Origin of the sequence: Specibacter sp. NPDC078692 (assembly GCF_040686835.1) — a bacterium.
GTDB lineage: Bacteria > Actinomycetota > Actinomycetes > Actinomycetales > Micrococcaceae > Specibacter.
In genome coordinates this window covers 107,334-124,943 of sequence record NZ_JBFBLV010000005.1, presented here as the reverse complement: position 1 = coordinate 124,943, position 17,610 = coordinate 107,334, and the positions used below count along the sequence as shown (strand labels likewise).

Here is a 17,610-nt window from a genome sequence, read left to right as displayed (position 1 = left end):
GTCTGGGACGTTCAGTGTGTCAATAACTGAATCAATCTTGCCACTGCTAACAGCTCCAAGCTAGCCGAGGTGGCAACGCGGGCCCAAGATTGTGCAGCTGGCCTGCTGGGCGGGCTAAAATGGGTGGGTGAGCCACTTAGTTGTGCCGGTTCCCGCGCCTGCCACAGGCCCTGAACGGCAAGCCATCATTGACCTGTCCGCAATCGCCAACAACATTCGCCACCTCCGTGAAATCGTCGCCCCCGCGAAGTTCATGGCCGTGGTCAAGGCCGATGCCTACGGGCACGGCATGATCGAGGTGGCCCGCACTGCCGTTGCCGCCGGGGCGCAATGGCTGGGCACGGCCCATGTCAGTGAGGGCCTAGCCCTCCGTGCCGCGGGCATTGACGGCCCGGTGCTGGCGTGGCTGCACACTCCAGACACTGACTTTGAATCCGCCGTAGAGAATGACATTGATTTGGGGTGTTCCGGCTGGGAGCTGGAACATATTGTGGCGGCGGTCCGGGCCCGGCAGCACCCCGCCCGGGTGCACCTGAAAATTGATACCGGCCTAGGCCGTAACGGCAGCACGCAGGAAGACTGGCCCGCGCTGGTCGCCGCGGCCGTGGCGTATCAAGCGCAGGGGTTGCTGCGCGTTGTTGGCGTTTTCAGCCACCTCGCCGTTGCTGACGAACCCGAACGTACCGAAACGGATGAACAATTGCTCCGTTTCCGTGAGGCCGTGGCGATTGCCGAGGAAGCCGGTGCCTGGCTGGAAGTGCGTCATATCGCCAACACCCCCGCCGCCATGTCTCGGCCCGATTCGCACTTTGATCTGGTCCGCGTGGGCTTGGGCATCTACGGACTCTCACCGTTCGCCGACCGCACCTCCGCCCAGCTGGGCTTGGTCCCGGCCATGACCTTGCAAACCCAAATCGCCAACTGCAAGGACGTGCTCACCGGTCAAGGCATCTCCTATGGCCTCAACTACAGCACCTCCGAACCCACCACGCTGGGTCTTGTTCCGTTGGGCTATGCCGATGGTATTCCGCGGGTCGCCAGTGGAGGCCCCGTCCGTGTCAACGGCATCACCTACCCCGTGGTGGGTCGGATTGCCATGGACCAGATGGTGATTGATCTGGGCCCGCACGGCCGCGACGGCTTCGCCAATGCCGCTGTTGCCGGCTCCGCGTTGGGTGCCACCGCCGAGCTGTTTGGCAATGGGCACGACGGCGGACCCCTCGTTGAGCAGTGGGCCGCAGCGGCCGGGACCATCAACTATGAGATCGTGACCCGGATCAGTCAGCGGGTGCCGCGGAGCTACGTTGGCGGGGCCGCTGCTGGGGGCGCTGCGTGATGGCCTGGGAATTTTCCACCAGCACCGCCGCGCAAACCCAGCAGTTGGCCGAGAATTTGGCACAGCTGCTCAAGGCGGGCGATCTGATCATCCTCAGCGGTGAACTGGGCGCCGGAAAAACCACCTTCACTCAAGGTCTGGGCCGGAGCCTCGGCGTGCGCGAGGGCATCATTTCGCCCACCTTTGTGCTGGTGCGCATCCACCCCAATCTGCCCGATGGCCCGAATCCGGGCGGCCCTGATCTAGTCCACGTTGACGCTTACCGCTTGGGCTCGCCCGGCGAGATTGATGACATTGACTTGGAAAACACCATGGACACTTCCGTGACAGTGGTGGAATGGGGTGCGCAACGGGTGGAGCATCTCGCGGCCAGTCGGCTGGAAATTGAGCTGGTGCGCGCCGTGGGTGGCGACAGCGCAGTGGGTGGGGACAAGCCCTCAGCTGACATACCCGCCATGGCCAGCCACACTGACGCCGAGCCCATCGGCGCCGCTGCCAGCATAGACGGCGATGCCAGTGACGCTGCCGACACCTTTGACTATGCCGACGAAGACGACGACGAACCCCGCACCTTGCGCTTGCAAGCTGTCGGGCCGCGCTGGGAAGGCATCGATTTTTCGGTGCTGGGTCAGCTTGTGAACACAACAGAATAGAAGCTTAAAACGTGCGAATCTTGACCATTGACACCTCCGCTGTCGCCAGCGCCGCGTTGCTCGATTTTGACCCCTTGGACCCGGTCAGGACGGCGGAACTGGTGGCCAATTTTGCCACCACCGATACCCGCAGCCACGCCGAGGTACTGGCCCCGGGTGTGAAGTCCCTGTTCACCGACCCCGTGACAGAAGGCCCGGCCTTGGATGCGATCGTGGTGGGCACAGGCCCGGGGCCGTTCACGGGGCTGCGTTCTGGAATTACCATGGCACGCACACTCAGCTTCACTTGGGGTATCCCGCTCTACGGCATGATGAGCCTTGACGCATTAGCGCATCAGGTTTTTGACGCACCCGCCTACAGGGACGGACGGGCCGTGGGTCCGCTGGCCATGCGCGACTTTGTGGTCGCCACCGACGCTAGACGCAAGGAAGTTTACTGGGCCCGGTACAGCGCCGGGGCCCACCTCCTGGACGGCCCCCATGTTGGTCCTGCCGAGGAGATCAGCGGCGTTCAGGTGTTTGGTGCTGGGGCTGGACTCTACGAAGAGGTTCTTGCTGCCAACGGTTGTGATGTCTACCCCCTGCTTTCCGACGCCCAGCCAACAGCCCTTGAACTGGGCCGCGCTGCCGCACGCAAGATCGCCGCGGCAGGCTCCCTAGAGAGCGCCGGACTATTGGATTCGACTCCTCTCTATCTACGCGAGTCCGACGCCAAAGTTCCCGGCCCCCGAAAGCGGGCACTCTAGATGTCAGAGGGAAGCGCTCCGGGGGGACAGCAGGAGGCAAGCACCCCGGGGGGAACGCACCAGCCCGCAGTGCTGCGCGACATGGTGGCCGCTGACATTGACTTCATCACGGCACTGGATCGCCAGCTTTTTGGAATCGACTCCTGGCCCCGGACCATGTTCGTGGACGAGCTGGCCCAGCCAGAAACCCGGCGGTACATCATCGCAGAGCTGCCATCCGGCGTCGAACATCAAGACCGTGAAGGTCAGGGAAAAACTGTGGCTGGCTACGCTGGACTGATGTGTGTGCCGCCCATCGGCGACATTCAAACCATTGGTGTGCTGCCAGAATTTGAAGGGCGCGGCATTGCTCGGGCCATGCTCGATGATCTCATTGCTGAGGCGATCCGGCGCGGTGCGCAGAACATCATGCTGGAAGTTAGCTCCACCAATCCGAGGGCGCAGCGGCTCTACCAGCGCTACGGTTTTGAACATATTCACACGCGGCGCAAGTATTACCGCGACGGCTCGGACGGGCTCATTATGCGTCTGCAACCTCCCGTTTCCACCACTTCGAAGGACCCCTCATGAACCAGAGCAACCCGCTAATCCTGGGGATTGAATCCTCCTGCGATGAAACCGGTGTGGGACTGGTCCGGGGTACCGAGCTATTGACCAATACTGTTTCCTCGTCCATGGAGGAGCACGTTCGCTTCGGCGGCGTCATCCCGGAAATTGCCTCCCGAGCGCACCTCGACGCGTTTGTGCCAACCCTGGCCGCCGCGCTCGCCGATGCTGGCGTGAGCCTCGAGGACGTGGATGCAATCGCCGTCACGAGCGGTCCCGGGCTAGCTGGTGCGCTCATGGTCGGCGTCAGCGCAGCCAAGGCGCTCGCGCTGGCCACCGGCAAACCGCTGTACGCCATCAACCACTTGGTGGCACACGTGGGTGTGGGCTTATTGGATGAGTCCATCGCGGCCGTGTACGACGGCGGGGCCCTCCCTGAGAATCTGGGTGCGCTTTTGGTCTCCGGCGGTCATACCGAGATCCTGCGGGTGCGCAGCATCGCCTCCGATGTTCAGCTGCTCGGGGCCACCATTGACGACGCCGCGGGGGAGGCCTTTGACAAGGTGGCCCGGCTGTTGGGGCTGAACTACCCAGGGGGGCCGGCCATTGACCGCTTGGCTAAGGAAGGCAACGCCAAGGCCGTGCGCTTCCCTCGCGGGCTGACCATGCCCAAGTACATGGGCACGGCCGAGGCCCCCGGCCCGCACCGCTACGACTTCTCCTTCTCCGGGCTCAAAACCGCCGTGGCCCGCTGTGTTGAGGGTTATGAGGCACGCGGTGAGGCGGTCCCCGTGGCCGACATTGCCGCGTCGTTCCAGGAAGCCGTACTGGATGTCATCACCGCTAAAGCAGTGCTGGCGTGCCGCGAACAGGGCATCACCACGCTGTTGTTGGGCGGCGGAGTAGCGGCCAATTCACGGTTGCGGGAACTGGCCGGGCAGCGGTGCGCATCCGCCGGGATCACGCTCCTGGTTCCGAAGCTCTCGCTGTGTACCGATAACGGGGCCATGGTTGCGGCCCTAGGTGCGCAGCTGGTGATGAACGGCGTGGCTCCGAGTGACCTGTCCTTCGCACCCGATTCCTCCATGCCCGTGACCAGCATCAGCCTTTAATTCACATCGAGGGGAGTTGGAGCGCCCGGGATCCGTAGCCGGAGCAGGCGATAGCCAATCCCTAGGGCGAACATCACCAAACCAGCCAGCACTGAGCTGAGCGGCAGTGTGGCCACCAAGGCCACGCAGGCCGCGGCACCGAGCACTTGCAAGAACTTTGGATAGCGGCGGTCGGCCCCGCTCTGGGTGAAGGCGGCAACGTTAGCGACCAAGTAGTAGACCAGTACGCCAAAGGACGAGAACCCGATGGCGCCGCGCAGATCAGCGAAGACGACGATCATGCAGATCACGGCGCCCAAGGCGAGTTCAGCCCGGTGCGGAACCTGGAATCGGGGGTGGACGGCGGCAAAGTAGCGTGGGAGATCGCCTTCCCGTGCCATGGCTAACGAGGTCCGTCCCAACCCGGCCACCAAAGCAAGCAGTGCACCTAGCGAGGCCAAAGCGGCACCCACTCGTACTACGGGGACCGCCCAATTCCAGCTCCCGGCAGCCACCGCATCGGCGAGGGGAGAGGCAGTGGCGGCAACGCCGTCGGGCCCTAAAATGGCGAGCAGACTGACGCCTATAGCGGCGTAGATGACCGCGGCAATGCCCAACGCAAGCAAAATGGCGCGGGGAATGGTGCGGCGGGGCGCGCGAACTTCCTCGCCAAGGGTGGCGATCCGGGCATAGCCGGCAAACGCGAAAAACAGCAGCCCGGCCGCCTGCAGAATCCCGTACCACCCGTGCGAGAGCAGGCCATCGCCGAGAAAAGTACTGCCGCCTGTGTCCGGGCTACCAGCCCACGCGGCCGCAACGGCAATGGCTAATGCTGCCAGAACCGCCACCACAATGATCCGGGCCAGAGCCGCCGTCCGGGTCACGCCCCGGTAATTCACCGCAACCAGAAGCACGACGGCGGCCACCGCCACCGGGCGCTCCCAGCCCGCGGGCGCGGCGTAGGCGGCAAAGGTCATGGCCATGGCGGCGGCGCTGGCCACCTTGCCCACCACGAAACCCCAGCCGGCGAGGAAGCCGGACCACGGCCCCAGCCGCTCGCGGCCGTAAATATACGTGCCGCCGGAGGTGGGATAGGCCGCGGCCAGCTGGGCGGAGGAGGTCGCATTGCAATAGGCCACGAAGGCGGCCACGAGCAAAGCAATGAGCAAGCCGGAACCGGCCGCCTGAGCCGCGGGGGTGAACGCGGCAAACACGCCGGCACCGATCATCGAGCCCAGGCCAATGACCACGGCGTCGAAAGTGCCTAGCTTGCGGGCCAGGCCCGGGGTGTTGCTCATGCTCATCAGCTCTCCCACTGTGTCAGCGGTCCACGCTATCCCCTGCACATGAACCTGCGGTAAACAAGCGCTATCGCAGCAATGGCAGCATTTTCGCAAACGCTATCGCACCCACTGCGATAGCGTTGCCGGCAAACATGCCATTGCTGCGAGCGCGTCCGGGAAAAGTTGGCCATTGCTGCGAGCGCGTTTTTTGGTTGGGGTGGTCAGGCGGCGGGGAGGGTGAGGACCATGGTGGTGCCGCCGGGGCCGGTTGCGGCGACTTCAATGGTTCCGCCGGCGGCAACCGCGATCTCACGGACCAGGGCCAGCCCCAATCCGTAGCTGCGCCGGCCACCGGCAGCGGGGTCGGTGCTGTGGGCGAAGCGGTCAAACACCCGGGACGGCTCAATGCCGGTGATGCCGCCGCCGGTGTCGTGCACGGTGATGGCCACGCTCCGCCCGGACTGTGCCACGGCCACCGTGATGCGCCCGCCTTCCGGGGTGTGGTTCAGTGCGTTGTCGACCAGGCCCAGGACAGCCCGGCGCAAACTGTTGGCCTGGATACGGACCCGGGGGCCGCCGTCGTGCGTGGTTTCCAGCTGCACGCCGCGGGAAACTGCAACGTCTCTCAGGCTCGCGGCCGCCTCCTGCACCACGGGGGAAATGGAGATGGGGTCGGCGGAGGCCTCCGTCCCGGCCGTGGCGGCGAGCAGGAGCTCCTGGACCGTGGCGCTAAGGGCGGCCGTGTCCTGGCGGACCTGTCCCAGGATGCGGGCGGCATCGCTGCCGGGCTGCACCTTGGCCTCGGCCAGCTGGATGCGGGCGTCGAGGATGGTCAGCGGCGTGCGCAGTTCGTGGCTGGCCTCCTGGACAAAGCGGCGCTGCAGCTCAAGGGCCCGGCCCAGGGGCCGGATGGCGCTGCGGGCGCTGAGCCAGCCAATGGCCCCGGCGGCAAGAATCCCGGCGAATCCGGCCAGGACCATGGCCTTGAGCATGTCATTCGATTCAACATAGACGCGGGCGGAGGTGTTTGAGGCGGCCACATCCGGTTGGTGGGAGAGGTACAGTATGTAGGCCGCAGCGGCGATGATGACCGCCACCACCATGAGGGCGATGGCCGCGGCAATCCTGATTCCCACTGTGAGGGCGGCACGCCTCAGGGCGGGGGAGTCAGCCGACTGTGCAGTGGCAGGCCGTCCCCGCATGGCGGTCATGCGCCGTCCCCGATCTGGTAGCCCAGCCCATGCACGGTGCGGACCAGCGATTTGGAGACCTTCTTGCGCAGGTAGTGCACGTAGGTGTCAATGACGCTTTGGGAGTCGTCTGGGTGGCACAGACCCGCCAGCAGTTCCTCCCGGGTGAACACCTTCTCCGGGCTGGCCGCCAGCAGCGCCAGCAGCTCGCTCTCCTTGGCCGTCAGCCCCACCAACTCCCCATAGGGTGAGCGCAGCGAACGGTTGGCGGGATCAAAAAGCCAGCCGCCCACGTCCACCAGCGAAGCCGCAGGCACAAAACTGCGGGTCATGGCACGCAGCCGCGCCCTCAGCTCACCGGCATCAAAGGGTTTGGACATGTAGTCGTTCGCTCCGGCGTCGAGCCCTGCTATTTTGTCCGCGGTGGCGCCCAGCGCCGTCAGGATGATGGCGGGGGTGGCCACACCCTTGCGGCGCAGCGCGGCCACCAGCTCGAGGCCGTCCATGACGGGCAGACCGCGGTCAATGACCATGGCGTCCCACTGTTCGGTGAGGCCAAGGTGCAGGCCCTTTTGGCCGTCCGCGGCGAGGTGGACATCATAGTCATCGGCGAGGAGTTCGGCGATCAGGGGGCCAAGGACGGGGTCGTCCTCCACCAGCAGCAGTCGCGGGAGCTCAGGGGTGTGCATGCTCATTATTGTCCCCCGCCGACTCGCCTTCCGGTGCGGAAAGCAGCGTTCCGGAAGCTGCAGCGCGGCGCTTGAGTAGGAAGCTGATGACGCCCGGCAGCACGGAAACAAGGACAAGCGCGACGGCGATCACGTCAATGTTCTTGGAAACAATTTCGTAGTGGCCCAGCCAGGTGCCCAGCAAGGTGATGGAACCGGCCCAGCCCAGGGCGCCGGCAATGTTCCACAGCGTGAACTTCTTGTGGTCGTAGTTGGCCACGCCCGCCACGAGCGGCGCGTAGGTGCGCACGATGGGGACAAAGCGGGCGAGCACAATGGCCCAGCCGCCGCGCTTGGCAAAGAATTCTTCGGTCTCGGTGAGGTATTTGGTTTTCAGGATGCGGGCGTCGTCCTTGAACCAGCGGCGGCCAAATTTGCGGCCCAGCAGGTAGCCCACCTGATCGCCTGTCACGGCGGCCAGCACCACCACACCGATCAGCACCGGGAGGGAGAGGTTCAGTTGGTTGTGCAGCAGGCCTGCCGTGAAGAGGAGCGAATCACCGGGCAGGAACGGGAACAGGAGCCCCGATTCAATGAAGACAATCAAGGCGACGACGGCCAAGGTGGCCGGGCCCAGGCCGCTCAGCAGCGCAGCAGGATCCATGACTGACAGCAAACCCGCAGGGACGGCGTGGGGAAGGGATAAAGCAATGGTGTGCAGCAAGGCAAGCCTCAATCGTGAATTCGGGTGGGTGAAGAAGTATTGCTCCCACTGTTAAGGGTAGACCCGCCGGGAACGGGGTTCATCCGGGACATCGCCCAGGCCACGGCCGCATTCCACACACCCGCAAAGAAGAACACGGCCGCGCTCGCAGCCAGGAACGAGGCGGCGACATCGGTGGGGTAATGCACGCCCACGTAGAGTCGGGACCATGCAACCACCACCGGAACCAGAACGCCCAGGAGCACGGCCGGGCGTGCCCATCGGGTCTTTCGCAGGAGGAACCAGAACGCCCAGGCCAGGCCCACCGCGAGTGCGACATGTCCGCTCGGGAAGCTGTTGGAACCCGTCTCCGCTGCCAGCGGGTCAAGGAGCAGCGCCGGGTTGGGCCGCTGCCGGTCAACAATGACCTTGAAGAATTGGCTGGCCAGCCACCCCGAGGCAGCGACGCCGCCAAAGGCAAGGGCATTGACGGGCGCTTTGCGGACCAGCAGCAAGAACAGGCACACTAGGGCGATGATGGCCACTCCGCCGACCGGGGAAAACGCCTTGTCCAGTGTCATGGCGAGGGCTGTCAGCACGCCCACATGGTTCCGGCTCAGGTCCTGGTCAACACCGAACTCGCTGGCCGTGAATCTCGGCGTGGCAACGGCGAAGAACCCAAGGGCCAAGACTGCCACGGACAGGACGGTGACCCACAGGCCCCAAAACCGTGGGAGGGGCAGCACCGCCAGCCGGGTGCGTAAGGGGGCGCCGGCGTCGTGCATGGATGGGGGCGGGGAAGCCATGGCGGGCGCCTTTCAAAGTGGAGAGTGAAGCTCTTCCTCCACTGTCCCGCGCACCGTCTAAGAAATTTCTAAGAATTCCCCGCCGCCCGCAACGCCGCATCACCAAATGGCGTGTTTTCGCCAACGCGGCAGCAATGAGTGCTGCCGCGTTGGCGAAAAGTGCCCATTAGATGCTGCCGCGTTTGGCGGCATTGGGTTACAGTGCGGAGAAGCGCAGTACCAGCGTCCTTGCCTCGGGGCGCAGGGCAAAGTCGGGCCACACATCCGGTCCGCAGGCCCGCGAGCCCAGGCCGTGCTGCGCCGCATCAAGATACAGGTAGCTGTGGCTTGACGCCGGAAGCTCGTGCGGGTGCCCGGCCGCGGTGACCTGCTGTGCCGTGTGCCGGGCCAGCGAGAACCCGGGACGGCGCCCCAGTGCATCCGGATCGGCCTCAATGCGAAGCCACGGAGCCCCGTTGCGGGAGAGCTCCAGTGAGCGCACATCGCTGCGGTGCCCGGTTTCCTGCGGCCGGGCGTAGGGGACATTCAGCTCATCAATGGAGCCGCTGTGCCGTCCCACAACTGTTGCATGCATGCTGTCCGCGTAGGATTCCCGTGGGCCGGCGCCGAACCATGAGGCACCGTCAACGTCCGTGGGCAAGTCCAGCCGCACGCCGATCCGGGGGAACACCAGGTCCCAGCCCGCGCTGGGCATGATGTCCAGGCGCAGCCACAGTTCCTCGCCCGCCAGCTGCCAGTTCTCCTCTACCGCTACGCTGGCGGCACTGTTCGCGGCAGCATAGCGGGTCCGGACCCGCAGTCCGTCCGGCAGCGCGGCAACGTCCTCGACGCGGCGCGTCAGCCGGTCAAGTCCGGCCTGCTTCCACACGGCCTCCGACGACGGTGCCGGAACACCTTTCCCGTTGTTGAGCCAAGGATCTTCCGGGCCATAGGCGCCAAATCCCTTGCCCCTGTCATTGTCGGTCGGTGCCCGCCACAGCTCAAGCCGGGGACCGGACACCGGCAGGCCTGCCAGCGCAACGAGCGCTCCGGCGTCGAACATGGCATGGCCCAGCTCAACGGGAGCCGCGCCGCTGACGGGCGCGGCCGGACGGGGCGCGCGCGGTGCGGATTGCGGCGCCGAGAGGTCCAGCTGGGTTGCGGCCAGCGGATGCCCGGCCGGGGCCCACTCCGTGGCGTCGCGCAGCACGACTTCCATCGTCAACCACGTCTCGCCTTCCGCCGCGGCAGCGACGGGCGGCAGTGTGAGCGTGACGGATTCGCCAGCCCGCAGCGGACCGTCTGCGCTGTCGACAGCCAGCTCCCCTGAGGCGGCGACGGCGCCGTTGTGCTCCACCCGCCAGCGAAGCACGACGTCGGACGCGTCAGCCGTGTGCCGCAGGTTCGCGACAGTGAGCCGCGGCGCACCGCCGTCGTCCAGGGCCAGCGACAGGCGGATGGGGGAGACGATCTGCTTGTACTCATGCAAGCCGGGGGTGGGCGTGGAATCGGAGAGGACCATGCCGTCCATGACGAAGTTGGAATCGTGGATCACCTCGCCAAAGTCGCCGCCGTAGGCAAAGAATTCCGTGCCGTCGGCGGTATTGGCGCGGATGCCGTGATCGCGCCACTCCCACACAAAACCGCCGTGCAGGCGCGGGTATTTGTCCACAAGTTCCTCGTACTGGTCCATGGCGCCGGGGCCGTTGCCCATGGCGTGCACGTACTCGCACAGGATGAACGGCCGGGTGCGCTGCCGGGCCGATTCGGCCGCGTCGCAGCCAAGGAGCAGCGCATGAGAGTCGTTGCGGCCAATGGAATCGGTCTCCGGGATGGAGGAGTACATGCGGGAGTACACATCCGTATAGGCTCCCGTGTAGTCGCCCTCATAGTGGACGGGACGGGAGGCGTCACGGGCGTGGGTCCAGGCTGCCATAGCTGCCAGGTTTGCGCCCGTGCCGGATTCATTGCCCAGGGACCACATGACGATGGAGGCATGGTTCTTGTCCCGCTCCACGGTGCGTTCCATCCGGTCAACGAAGGCATCGCGCCACGCGGGGACGTCGCTGGGGTTATCCACCCAGCCCTGCCGGTGGAAGCCGTGGGTTTCCAGGTCGGATTCCAAAATGACCCAGAAGCCCATCTCGTCGGCCAGGTCCAGCAGGCGCGGGTGCGGCGGGTAGTGGCTGGTCCGGATGGCGTTGACGTTGAAACGCTTCATGAGCGCCAGGTCCTCGCGGGCGTCGGCTTCATCAAAGACGCGTCCGCGGTCCGGGTTGGTCTCATGCCGGTTGACGCCGTGGAACACGACGCGGCGGCCGTTGACCAGGAACTGGTCACCCACGATCTCCACGGTGCGGAAACCCAGGCGGAGCGTGATGCTCTCCGCCGCGCTGGACACCGTGGCCTCGTAGAGCCGGGGGAGTTCGGCGGACCAGGGCTCCACGTTGTCCACTGTGAAGGGGACGACGTCGGCCGGCGAGTCCCAGCGCACCGCAACTCCCAGCGCGGGCACCGTGAGGGTCACCGGGTAGGCGTCCGCCTCGGCAATGATTTCCGGATCGAGGGTGCCGGTGCCGGCTCCCTGCCCCGCGCCGGTGTCAGCCGTCCATCCGGTGCGCAGCCAGACGTCGGTGATGCCGCCGGCGGGGCGGGCCGCCAGTGTGACGTCGCGGAAGATGCCCGGCAGCCACCACTGGTCCTGGTCTTCCAGGTAGCTGGCGGCCGACCATTGGTGGACGCGCACCACAAGAAGGTTGGAGCCGGGGCGCAGCGCCGCGGTGACATCGAACTCCTGGGCGAGTCGGCTGCCCGAGCCCATCCCGATTTCCTGCCCGTTCACCCAAACCTTGTAGCGCGATTCGACGCCGTCAAAGCGCAGGGTGAGTGCCGCCGTCGTACTTTCAAACCAGGCGGCGGGGACGTCAAAGCTGCGGCGGTAGTCTCCTGTGGGGTTGGCGTCGGGGACGAAGGGCGGATCGACGGGGAAGGGGTATTGCACGTTGGTGTAGATCGGGCGGCCATATTTGCCCTCTCCATGCAGCACCCAGTGGGACGGGACGGGCAGGGTGTCCCAGGCGGAGTCGTCGAAGGATTCGGCAGCCACACCTTCCACGGATTCCCCGTCGGGCAGCACGGATCCGGCGCCCGGGGTTCCGGGGGCGGCCGGAAGGAGCCGAAAGCGCCAGTCCCCGTTCAGTGAGAGCGAGGGGGCGTCGGAATTCAGCCAGGAACGGGCCGGCACACGCAGGCCGGAGCCGGGGCCCTGGTCGGTGATGTACGAAACGTCTGCGGGGGTCACTATTTTACGGATCCTTCTGTGAGGCCGCCGCGCCAGAAGCGCTGCAGCACGACCATTGCGATGGCGAGGGGAATGATGGACAGGAGCACGCCGCCGGTGGTGAGCTGGTAGAACTCGGGCAGGCGGTTGACCTGGGTCAGCCAGTTGTTCAATCCCAGCGTAATGGGGTACAGCTTGGTGTCGGAGAGCATGACCAGCGGCAGGAAATAGTTGTTCCAGACGCCCACCAGCTGGAACAGGAACACGGTGACCAGCGCCGGGGTGAGCATGCGCAGCCCCACAGTGTGGAAGATCCGGATCTCGCCGGCACCATCGAGGCGGGCCGCTTCGAGCAGGGCGGGATCAACAGTGGCCTGAGCGTAGATGCGGCACAGGAACAGCCCAAATGGGGAGACCATCGACGGCAGCAGGACGCTCCAATAGGTGTTGGCCAACCCCATCTGGCTGAAGAGCAGGAACAGAGGCAAGGCCGTGGCCGTGCCGGGCACTAGCACGCCGCCCAAGATGATGCCGAAGACCAGGTTGTTGCCTTTGAACTGGTATTTGGCCAGGGCGTAACCGCCGGCCGCGGCAATGTAGGTGGCCAGCACGGCGCCGATGCCGGCATAGAGCACCGAGTTGCCGAACCAGCGGACGAAGATGCCGCCGTCGTAGCTGAGCACCTGGGACAGGTTGTTCCACAGGTTGAATTCGGCGGCGAAGGCAAAGCCGTTGGTGGCGAACAAATCCGCGGTGGATTTGGTTGATGCGACCACTACCCAGTAAACGGGTGCCAGAAAGTACAGGGCAGCCACCACGAGAATGCCGGTGACAAGGATGGTGGTGCCCTTGTTGCGGCCCGGTGCCTTCGTCCGTGCTTTTGTCCGTGCCACGGGCTTCAGGGGCGTGTTGGTCAGCTGTGCTGTCATGATGACTTCCTTTTCGTGAACGCCAGGAAAGCGAAGGAGAGCGCAAAAGCAACCAAGGCGATGAGCACGGCCTGGGCGGCGGCCACGTTGTAGTCGTTGTACGCAAAGGCTGTGGTGTAGGCGCTCAGGTTTGGCGTGTACTGGCTGTCAATCGCCGGGGACACTGTTTTGAGGACCTGCGGCTCGGCGAACAATTGCAGGGTGCCGATGATGGAGAAGATGGTGGTCAGCACCAGGGCCGGCTTGATCAGGGGCAGCTGGATGGACAGCGCCACCCGGACCGGGGATGCGCCGTCCATTTTGGCAGCCTCATACACCTCGGTGGGTATGGCCTTGAGCTGCGCGATGATGATGAGCATGTTGTAGCCGGTGTAGCTCCACGTGACAATGTTGGCGATCGACCACAACACGGTGTTCGGCCCCAGGAAATCGGGGGACAGGCCGAACCAGCCGGCAATATCGATCAAGGGACTCAAACCGGGCACATACATGAAGGACCAGAGGATCGTGGCGATCACCCCGGGCACACCGTAGGGCAGGAAAAAGGCTGCCCGGAAGAAGCCGGGCCACCGTGCCGAGGCAGATTCCAGCAGCAGCGCCAAAATGGTCGCCATGATGATCATGACCGGGACCTGGACCACCCCAAAAAGGAGCATCCGGCCCATGGAAGCGATGAAGTTTCCATCGGCCAGTGCCTGGGCGTAGTTGGACAATCCGGCAAAGGTGCTCGTAATGCCGGCCTCGCCAAACAGGCCGCCACGCGTGACCTTGGTGAAGCTGGAGAGCACGGCAGCAAGGATGGGCAGGATGAATGTCAGGACAAAGAGGGCAAGGAACGGCGCCAGCAGCAGCCAGGGGGCGCGTCCGACGGCGGATGCCCGCCCTCCGCTGTTCCGCCGGCTGGGGGAGGGTGCCCGGCCGCCGGCTGTTGCGCCGGCCGGCTCGGTCCTTGGGGGAGTGGTGGTCATGGCGATTCCTTCCTGATGCTCAGGCCGCTGTTCTTGAAGACGGTCATGATTTTCTGTTCCGCGTCAGCCACTGAATCCACGAGGCTGGTTCCTGATGATTTGAGCCGGAATCCGTCGCTGAGGATGTTGAATGACTGCTGTTGTGAGGGCCACCAGGACCACTGGGTATTTTGCTCCAGCGCCGCCGGGGCGAAGACGTCCTGGTTGTAGTTTTGGCCGCTGAAGAAGTCCGAAGGCTGTTGGCGCGTGGTGCCAATAACGTCCGGGACGGGGGACCAGCCGATGCCGCAGTGCTCGATTTCGGCGTCGATGCCTTGCTGGGTGGAGGTCAGCCAAGCCGCGAATTCCAGGGATTCGCGCGGGTGCTTGCTGTTGGCCAGGACGGACACGGCGGAGCCGCCCAGGTAGCTGGAACCAAAGCCGGCAGAATCCCAACGGGGCATGGCAGCCACCTTCCACTGGCCGGCACCGCCGCTGATGCCCTGGACGAGGGCGTCACCCCAGCTGGCCGAGGTCAATGAGGCGATCTCTCCCTTGCCTGCGGCCGCAAACCAGCCCGGCGAATACGCGCCAAAGTCGGTCTGGACAAGGTCCTGGTCGATGGCCTTGTCGAAGAACCGGGCGACCTTCAGGGTTGCGTCGTCGGTCATGTTGATGACCCAGCCGTCCTCGTCGGCCCGGAACCACTGGGCACCCGCCTGTGTGGCCAGGGCTGTGAAGAAGCCGGCTTCTGCGAGCGGGAAGCAGTCCATGTAGGTCTTGGCTTTGCGGAGCTCCGCGGCCACCCCGGCCCACTCATCCCAAGTGGCTGGGGCCGTGGCACCTACCTTGTCCAGGACAGCGGGTTGGTAGAACGTCGCCATGGGCCCCGAATCCTGGGGGATGCCGTAGACGCCGCCTGCGTAGCTGGTCTGGTTCCACAAGGTCTTGTCATAGCGGTTGGCGAACTCATCTGAACCGTAGCGGTTGAGGTCCACCAGGCCGTTCACCATCATGAAGGAAGGGATGACTCCGTACTCCACATGGGCCAGGTCGGGCCCGCCCCCGGCTGCCAGCGCAGAGTACAGCTTCGGGTAGCCGCCCTGGTTGCCGCCGGGGATCCATACCGTCTTGACCTGCACATTGGGGTTGGCGGCATTCCAGATGTCCGCCACCGGCTGCAGGTTCTTGAGCCAGGACCAGTATTCAAGGGTGATCTTTTGGCCGGAGGCCGAGGCAATGGTGGGGGCTGCGTTCACGGACCGGGTTCCCGGCGTGGCGCAACCGGACAACAGCCCAAGCGCGGCTGTGCCAAGGCCGCCTTGCAGTAGCTGCCTTCGTGTTATGGGGGGCATAGCCTGCTCGCTCACTTCGTTGTGTGGGCCCGGTAAGCCCTCTGGGTGAATCTAATGCCGTCGGGTCCGGAGCGCCTTTTTTTGGGGACGGGAGAAAATTTACCACAAATCTCGAGTGTTTACTCGAATTTCAATAAATTTATCGAGTAACTACTCGAATTTCAATTATGTTACTGGGGAATGTGGACTAAACTGACATTCCATGACCACCACGCCAACCGCCCCGTCCGCCAAACGCGGTCCTTATGCCAAATCCAAGCAGCGTCGGGAGAGCATTGTGACCGCCGCCCACGAGGTTTTTGCGGCACGAGGCTACCGGGGCGGATCGCTGCAGGACGTGGCCGACAAGGTGGGAATGAGTCAGACAAGCCTGCTGCACTATTTCCCGTCCAAGAGTGATCTGCTGTTGGCTGTGCTGAATTGGCGTGACAGCGTGACGGGAGGCGGGCAGCCCCGGGACCCGGAGGAATCATTGGTGGATGCCGTGGTCCGCCAGGCACGATTCAATGAAACGGTGCCCGGAGTCATTGAGCTCTACGCGGTTTTGTGCGCGGAATCGATCACTGACAATCACCCCGGGCTGGATTTCTTCACCGAACGTTTTGAAAGGTTGCGCAGCAGCTACCTGAGGGCGTTCTCAGCGCTCGCCAATGAAGGCCGGCTGCGCCCTGGCGTCGACCCCGAGCGTGCCGCGGCAAGCTTGATCGCACTGTGGGACGGCATTCAAACCCAGTGGATGATGGCCCCGGAGCGCATCGACATGGCCGGTTGTCTGCGTGACTACTTGGAATTGGTGATCCTGCCCGAATAGGGACCCGACCGGCTGTACTTTGGGAGGGTAAAGGGCCTAGTTGCTGGCCATCTCTGCCACGAGTTCACGCACGACGGCGCGCAGCTCACCCTGGTGGGCGGCAGCGACTCGGCGCTGGCGCTGGTAGCTAGCGCCCGTGGCAATGATGTTCTCCACACTTGCGAGTTCGTCGGCACAGCCTAGCTTGGCGGCTACGGGTTCCAGCTTGTTCAACAGTTCCACCAAGTGCTCGGTGACGAGTTGTTCCTTGCCTGCGGCATCGAGGATGATGATGGCGTCCATGCCGTATCTGGCCGCGCGCCACTTGTTTTCCTGGATGTGCCACGGGGGCATGGTGGGGATGGTGCCGCCGTCGTCAAGGGTGTCAGAAAAGTCTTGGACCAAACACTGAGTCAGGGCAGCAACGGCGCCGATTTCCGCCAGCGTGGACATGCCGTCGCAGATACGCATTTCAATGGTGCCCAGGCCAGCCACGGGGCGAATGTCCCAGCGGATTTCATTGTGCGCGTCGATGACACCGGTGGTGAACATGTCCTGTACATACGATTCGTACGCGGCCCAATCGGGGAATTGGAACGGCAAGCCAGCGGTGGGTAGCTGCTGAAACATCAGAGCCCGTTGGGAGGCGTAGCCGGTGTCCTGACCATTCCAATAAGGGGAGGACGCCGAAAGCGCCTGAAAATGTGGGAAGTGATTAACCAACCCATCCAGCACCGGCATGGCCTTGGAAACATGGTCCAGGCCCACGTGGACATGCACGCCGTAGATGAGCATCTGAGAGCCCCACCACTGGGTTCGATCCACCAGCTTGGCGTAACGTTCTTTGTCCGTCACGGCTTGGGCGAAGGGGTCGCTGAAAGGGTGCGTTCCGGCGCTGAGTAAGTCCAGCCCCAGCGGAGTTGTGGCCTCGCGCAGCGTGTACAAGCTCCGGCGTAAATCTTCCAGGCCTTCAGGAACCGTGTGGTTGACGCCAGTGACCAACTCCACAGTGTTCTGCAGCATCTCACCCTTGATTTGGGGGTGCTCACCATCGACCCAGATGTCAGGATCGGCGGCCTCAATGTTGGCGAAAACATCGTTGGCGCGCGCTGCTAGATCCCCAGTTTCGGAGTCAACGAGCGCAATTTCCCACTCCAAACCCAGTGTAGATTGCTCAGATTTGGCGAAATCAATCTTCACTTTCGATGCCTCCTTGGCAATGCTGGAATGGTGCTGAAGTAAGGGATGCAAGGCGGCACAGTACCAGCTGCCTTTACGATTGTAGTTCAGGATCTGCGGCACAATGGA

At 64.3% G+C, this 17,610-nt stretch carries 16 protein-coding genes; 6 read left to right on the top strand and 10 right to left on the bottom strand.

What is annotated here, in order from left to right; translation table 11 throughout:
- Positions 1-127 precede the first annotated feature (127 nt).
- The 5 genes from alr (at position 128) to tsaD (ending at position 4,393) form a co-directional block, all read left to right on the top strand.
- Positions 128-1,336: an alanine racemase gene (alr, locus tag AB0O97_RS05680; protein ID WP_363843434.1), complete on the top strand. Its 1,209-nt coding sequence runs from the start codon at positions 128-130 to the stop codon at positions 1,334-1,336.
- Positions 1,336-1,989, top strand: coding sequence for a tRNA (adenosine(37)-N6)-threonylcarbamoyltransferase complex ATPase subunit type 1 TsaE (tsaE, locus tag AB0O97_RS05675; RefSeq protein ID WP_363843437.1), 654 nt, complete (start codon positions 1,336-1,338; stop codon positions 1,987-1,989). The genes alr and tsaE overlap by 1 nt, the downstream gene beginning before the upstream one ends.
- 11 nt (positions 1,990-2,000) lie before the next feature.
- The gene (gene tsaB, locus AB0O97_RS05670) at positions 2,001-2,735 is read left to right on the top strand and encodes a tRNA (adenosine(37)-N6)-threonylcarbamoyltransferase complex dimerization subunit type 1 TsaB (protein ID WP_363880921.1); all 735 of its coding nucleotides are present in this window, start codon (positions 2,001-2,003) and stop codon (positions 2,733-2,735) included.
- 81 nt (positions 2,736-2,816) lie between these two features.
- Positions 2,817-3,305 carry a ribosomal protein S18-alanine N-acetyltransferase gene (gene rimI, locus AB0O97_RS05665; RefSeq protein ID WP_062293019.1) on the top strand — a complete coding sequence of 163 codons (489 nt, stop codon included), beginning with the start codon at positions 2,817-2,819 and terminating at the stop codon, positions 3,303-3,305.
- The gene (gene tsaD / locus AB0O97_RS05660) at positions 3,302-4,393 is read left to right on the top strand and encodes a tRNA (adenosine(37)-N6)-threonylcarbamoyltransferase complex transferase subunit TsaD (protein ID WP_062286680.1); all 1,092 of its coding nucleotides are present in this window, start codon (positions 3,302-3,304) and stop codon (positions 4,391-4,393) included. Before rimI ends, tsaD begins: the two co-directional genes overlap by 4 nt.
- On the opposite strand, the gene AB0O97_RS05655 is transcribed toward tsaD, so the two are convergent.
- The 9 genes from AB0O97_RS05655 to AB0O97_RS05615 form a co-directional block, all read right to left on the bottom strand.
- Complete coding sequence (locus tag AB0O97_RS05655; RefSeq protein ID WP_363881020.1) at positions 4,390-5,670, bottom strand: APC family permease; 1,281 nt, start codon at positions 5,668-5,670, stop codon at positions 4,390-4,392. The two genes, tsaD and AB0O97_RS05655, sit on opposite strands and share 4 nt — an antisense overlap.
- 206 nt (positions 5,671-5,876) lie before the next feature.
- Positions 5,877-6,866: a HAMP domain-containing sensor histidine kinase gene (locus AB0O97_RS05650; RefSeq protein WP_237759975.1), complete on the bottom strand. Its 990-nt coding sequence runs from the start codon at positions 6,864-6,866 to the stop codon at positions 5,877-5,879.
- On the bottom strand, positions 6,863-7,534 hold the full coding sequence (locus AB0O97_RS05645; protein WP_062286681.1) for a response regulator transcription factor: 672 nt from the start codon (positions 7,532-7,534) through the stop codon (positions 6,863-6,865). Before AB0O97_RS05645 ends, AB0O97_RS05650 begins: the two co-directional genes overlap by 4 nt.
- Entirely contained in the window at positions 7,521-8,249 is a 729-nt protein-coding gene (locus AB0O97_RS05640; protein ID WP_363843455.1) for a VTT domain-containing protein, read from the bottom strand. Before AB0O97_RS05640 ends, AB0O97_RS05645 begins: the two co-directional genes overlap by 14 nt.
- On the bottom strand, positions 8,246-9,022 hold the full coding sequence (locus tag AB0O97_RS05635) for a phosphatase PAP2 family protein (RefSeq protein ID WP_363880916.1): 777 nt from the start codon (positions 9,020-9,022) through the stop codon (positions 8,246-8,248). Before AB0O97_RS05635 ends, AB0O97_RS05640 begins: the two co-directional genes overlap by 4 nt.
- A gap of 196 nt (positions 9,023-9,218) precedes the next feature.
- Complete coding sequence (locus AB0O97_RS05630; protein ID WP_363880913.1) at positions 9,219-12,302, bottom strand: glycoside hydrolase family 2 TIM barrel-domain containing protein; 3,084 nt, start codon at positions 12,300-12,302, stop codon at positions 9,219-9,221.
- Complete coding sequence (locus tag AB0O97_RS05625) at positions 12,302-13,210, bottom strand: carbohydrate ABC transporter permease (protein ID WP_363843461.1); 909 nt, start codon at positions 13,208-13,210, stop codon at positions 12,302-12,304. The genes AB0O97_RS05630 and AB0O97_RS05625 overlap by 1 nt, the downstream gene beginning before the upstream one ends.
- Positions 13,207-14,178, bottom strand: a complete 972-nt coding sequence (locus AB0O97_RS05620) for a sugar ABC transporter permease (protein WP_363880910.1) — start codon at positions 14,176-14,178, stop codon at positions 13,207-13,209. Before AB0O97_RS05620 ends, AB0O97_RS05625 begins: the two co-directional genes overlap by 4 nt.
- Complete coding sequence (locus AB0O97_RS05615; RefSeq protein ID WP_363880907.1) at positions 14,175-15,512, bottom strand: extracellular solute-binding protein; 1,338 nt, start codon at positions 15,510-15,512, stop codon at positions 14,175-14,177. Before AB0O97_RS05615 ends, AB0O97_RS05620 begins: the two co-directional genes overlap by 4 nt.
- A 202-nt stretch (positions 15,513-15,714) precedes the next feature.
- On the opposite strand from AB0O97_RS05615, the gene AB0O97_RS05610 reads away from it, so the two are divergent.
- Positions 15,715-16,323 carry a TetR/AcrR family transcriptional regulator gene (locus AB0O97_RS05610; RefSeq protein ID WP_363880904.1) on the top strand — a complete coding sequence of 203 codons (609 nt, stop codon included), beginning with the start codon at positions 15,715-15,717 and terminating at the stop codon, positions 16,321-16,323.
- Positions 16,324-16,359: 36 nt separating this feature from the next.
- Here AB0O97_RS05610 and AB0O97_RS05605 read toward each other — a convergent pair whose 3' ends face one another.
- Complete coding sequence (locus AB0O97_RS05605; protein WP_363843470.1) at positions 16,360-17,502, bottom strand: glutamate--cysteine ligase; 1,143 nt, start codon at positions 17,500-17,502, stop codon at positions 16,360-16,362.
- Positions 17,503-17,610 lie beyond the last annotated feature (108 nt).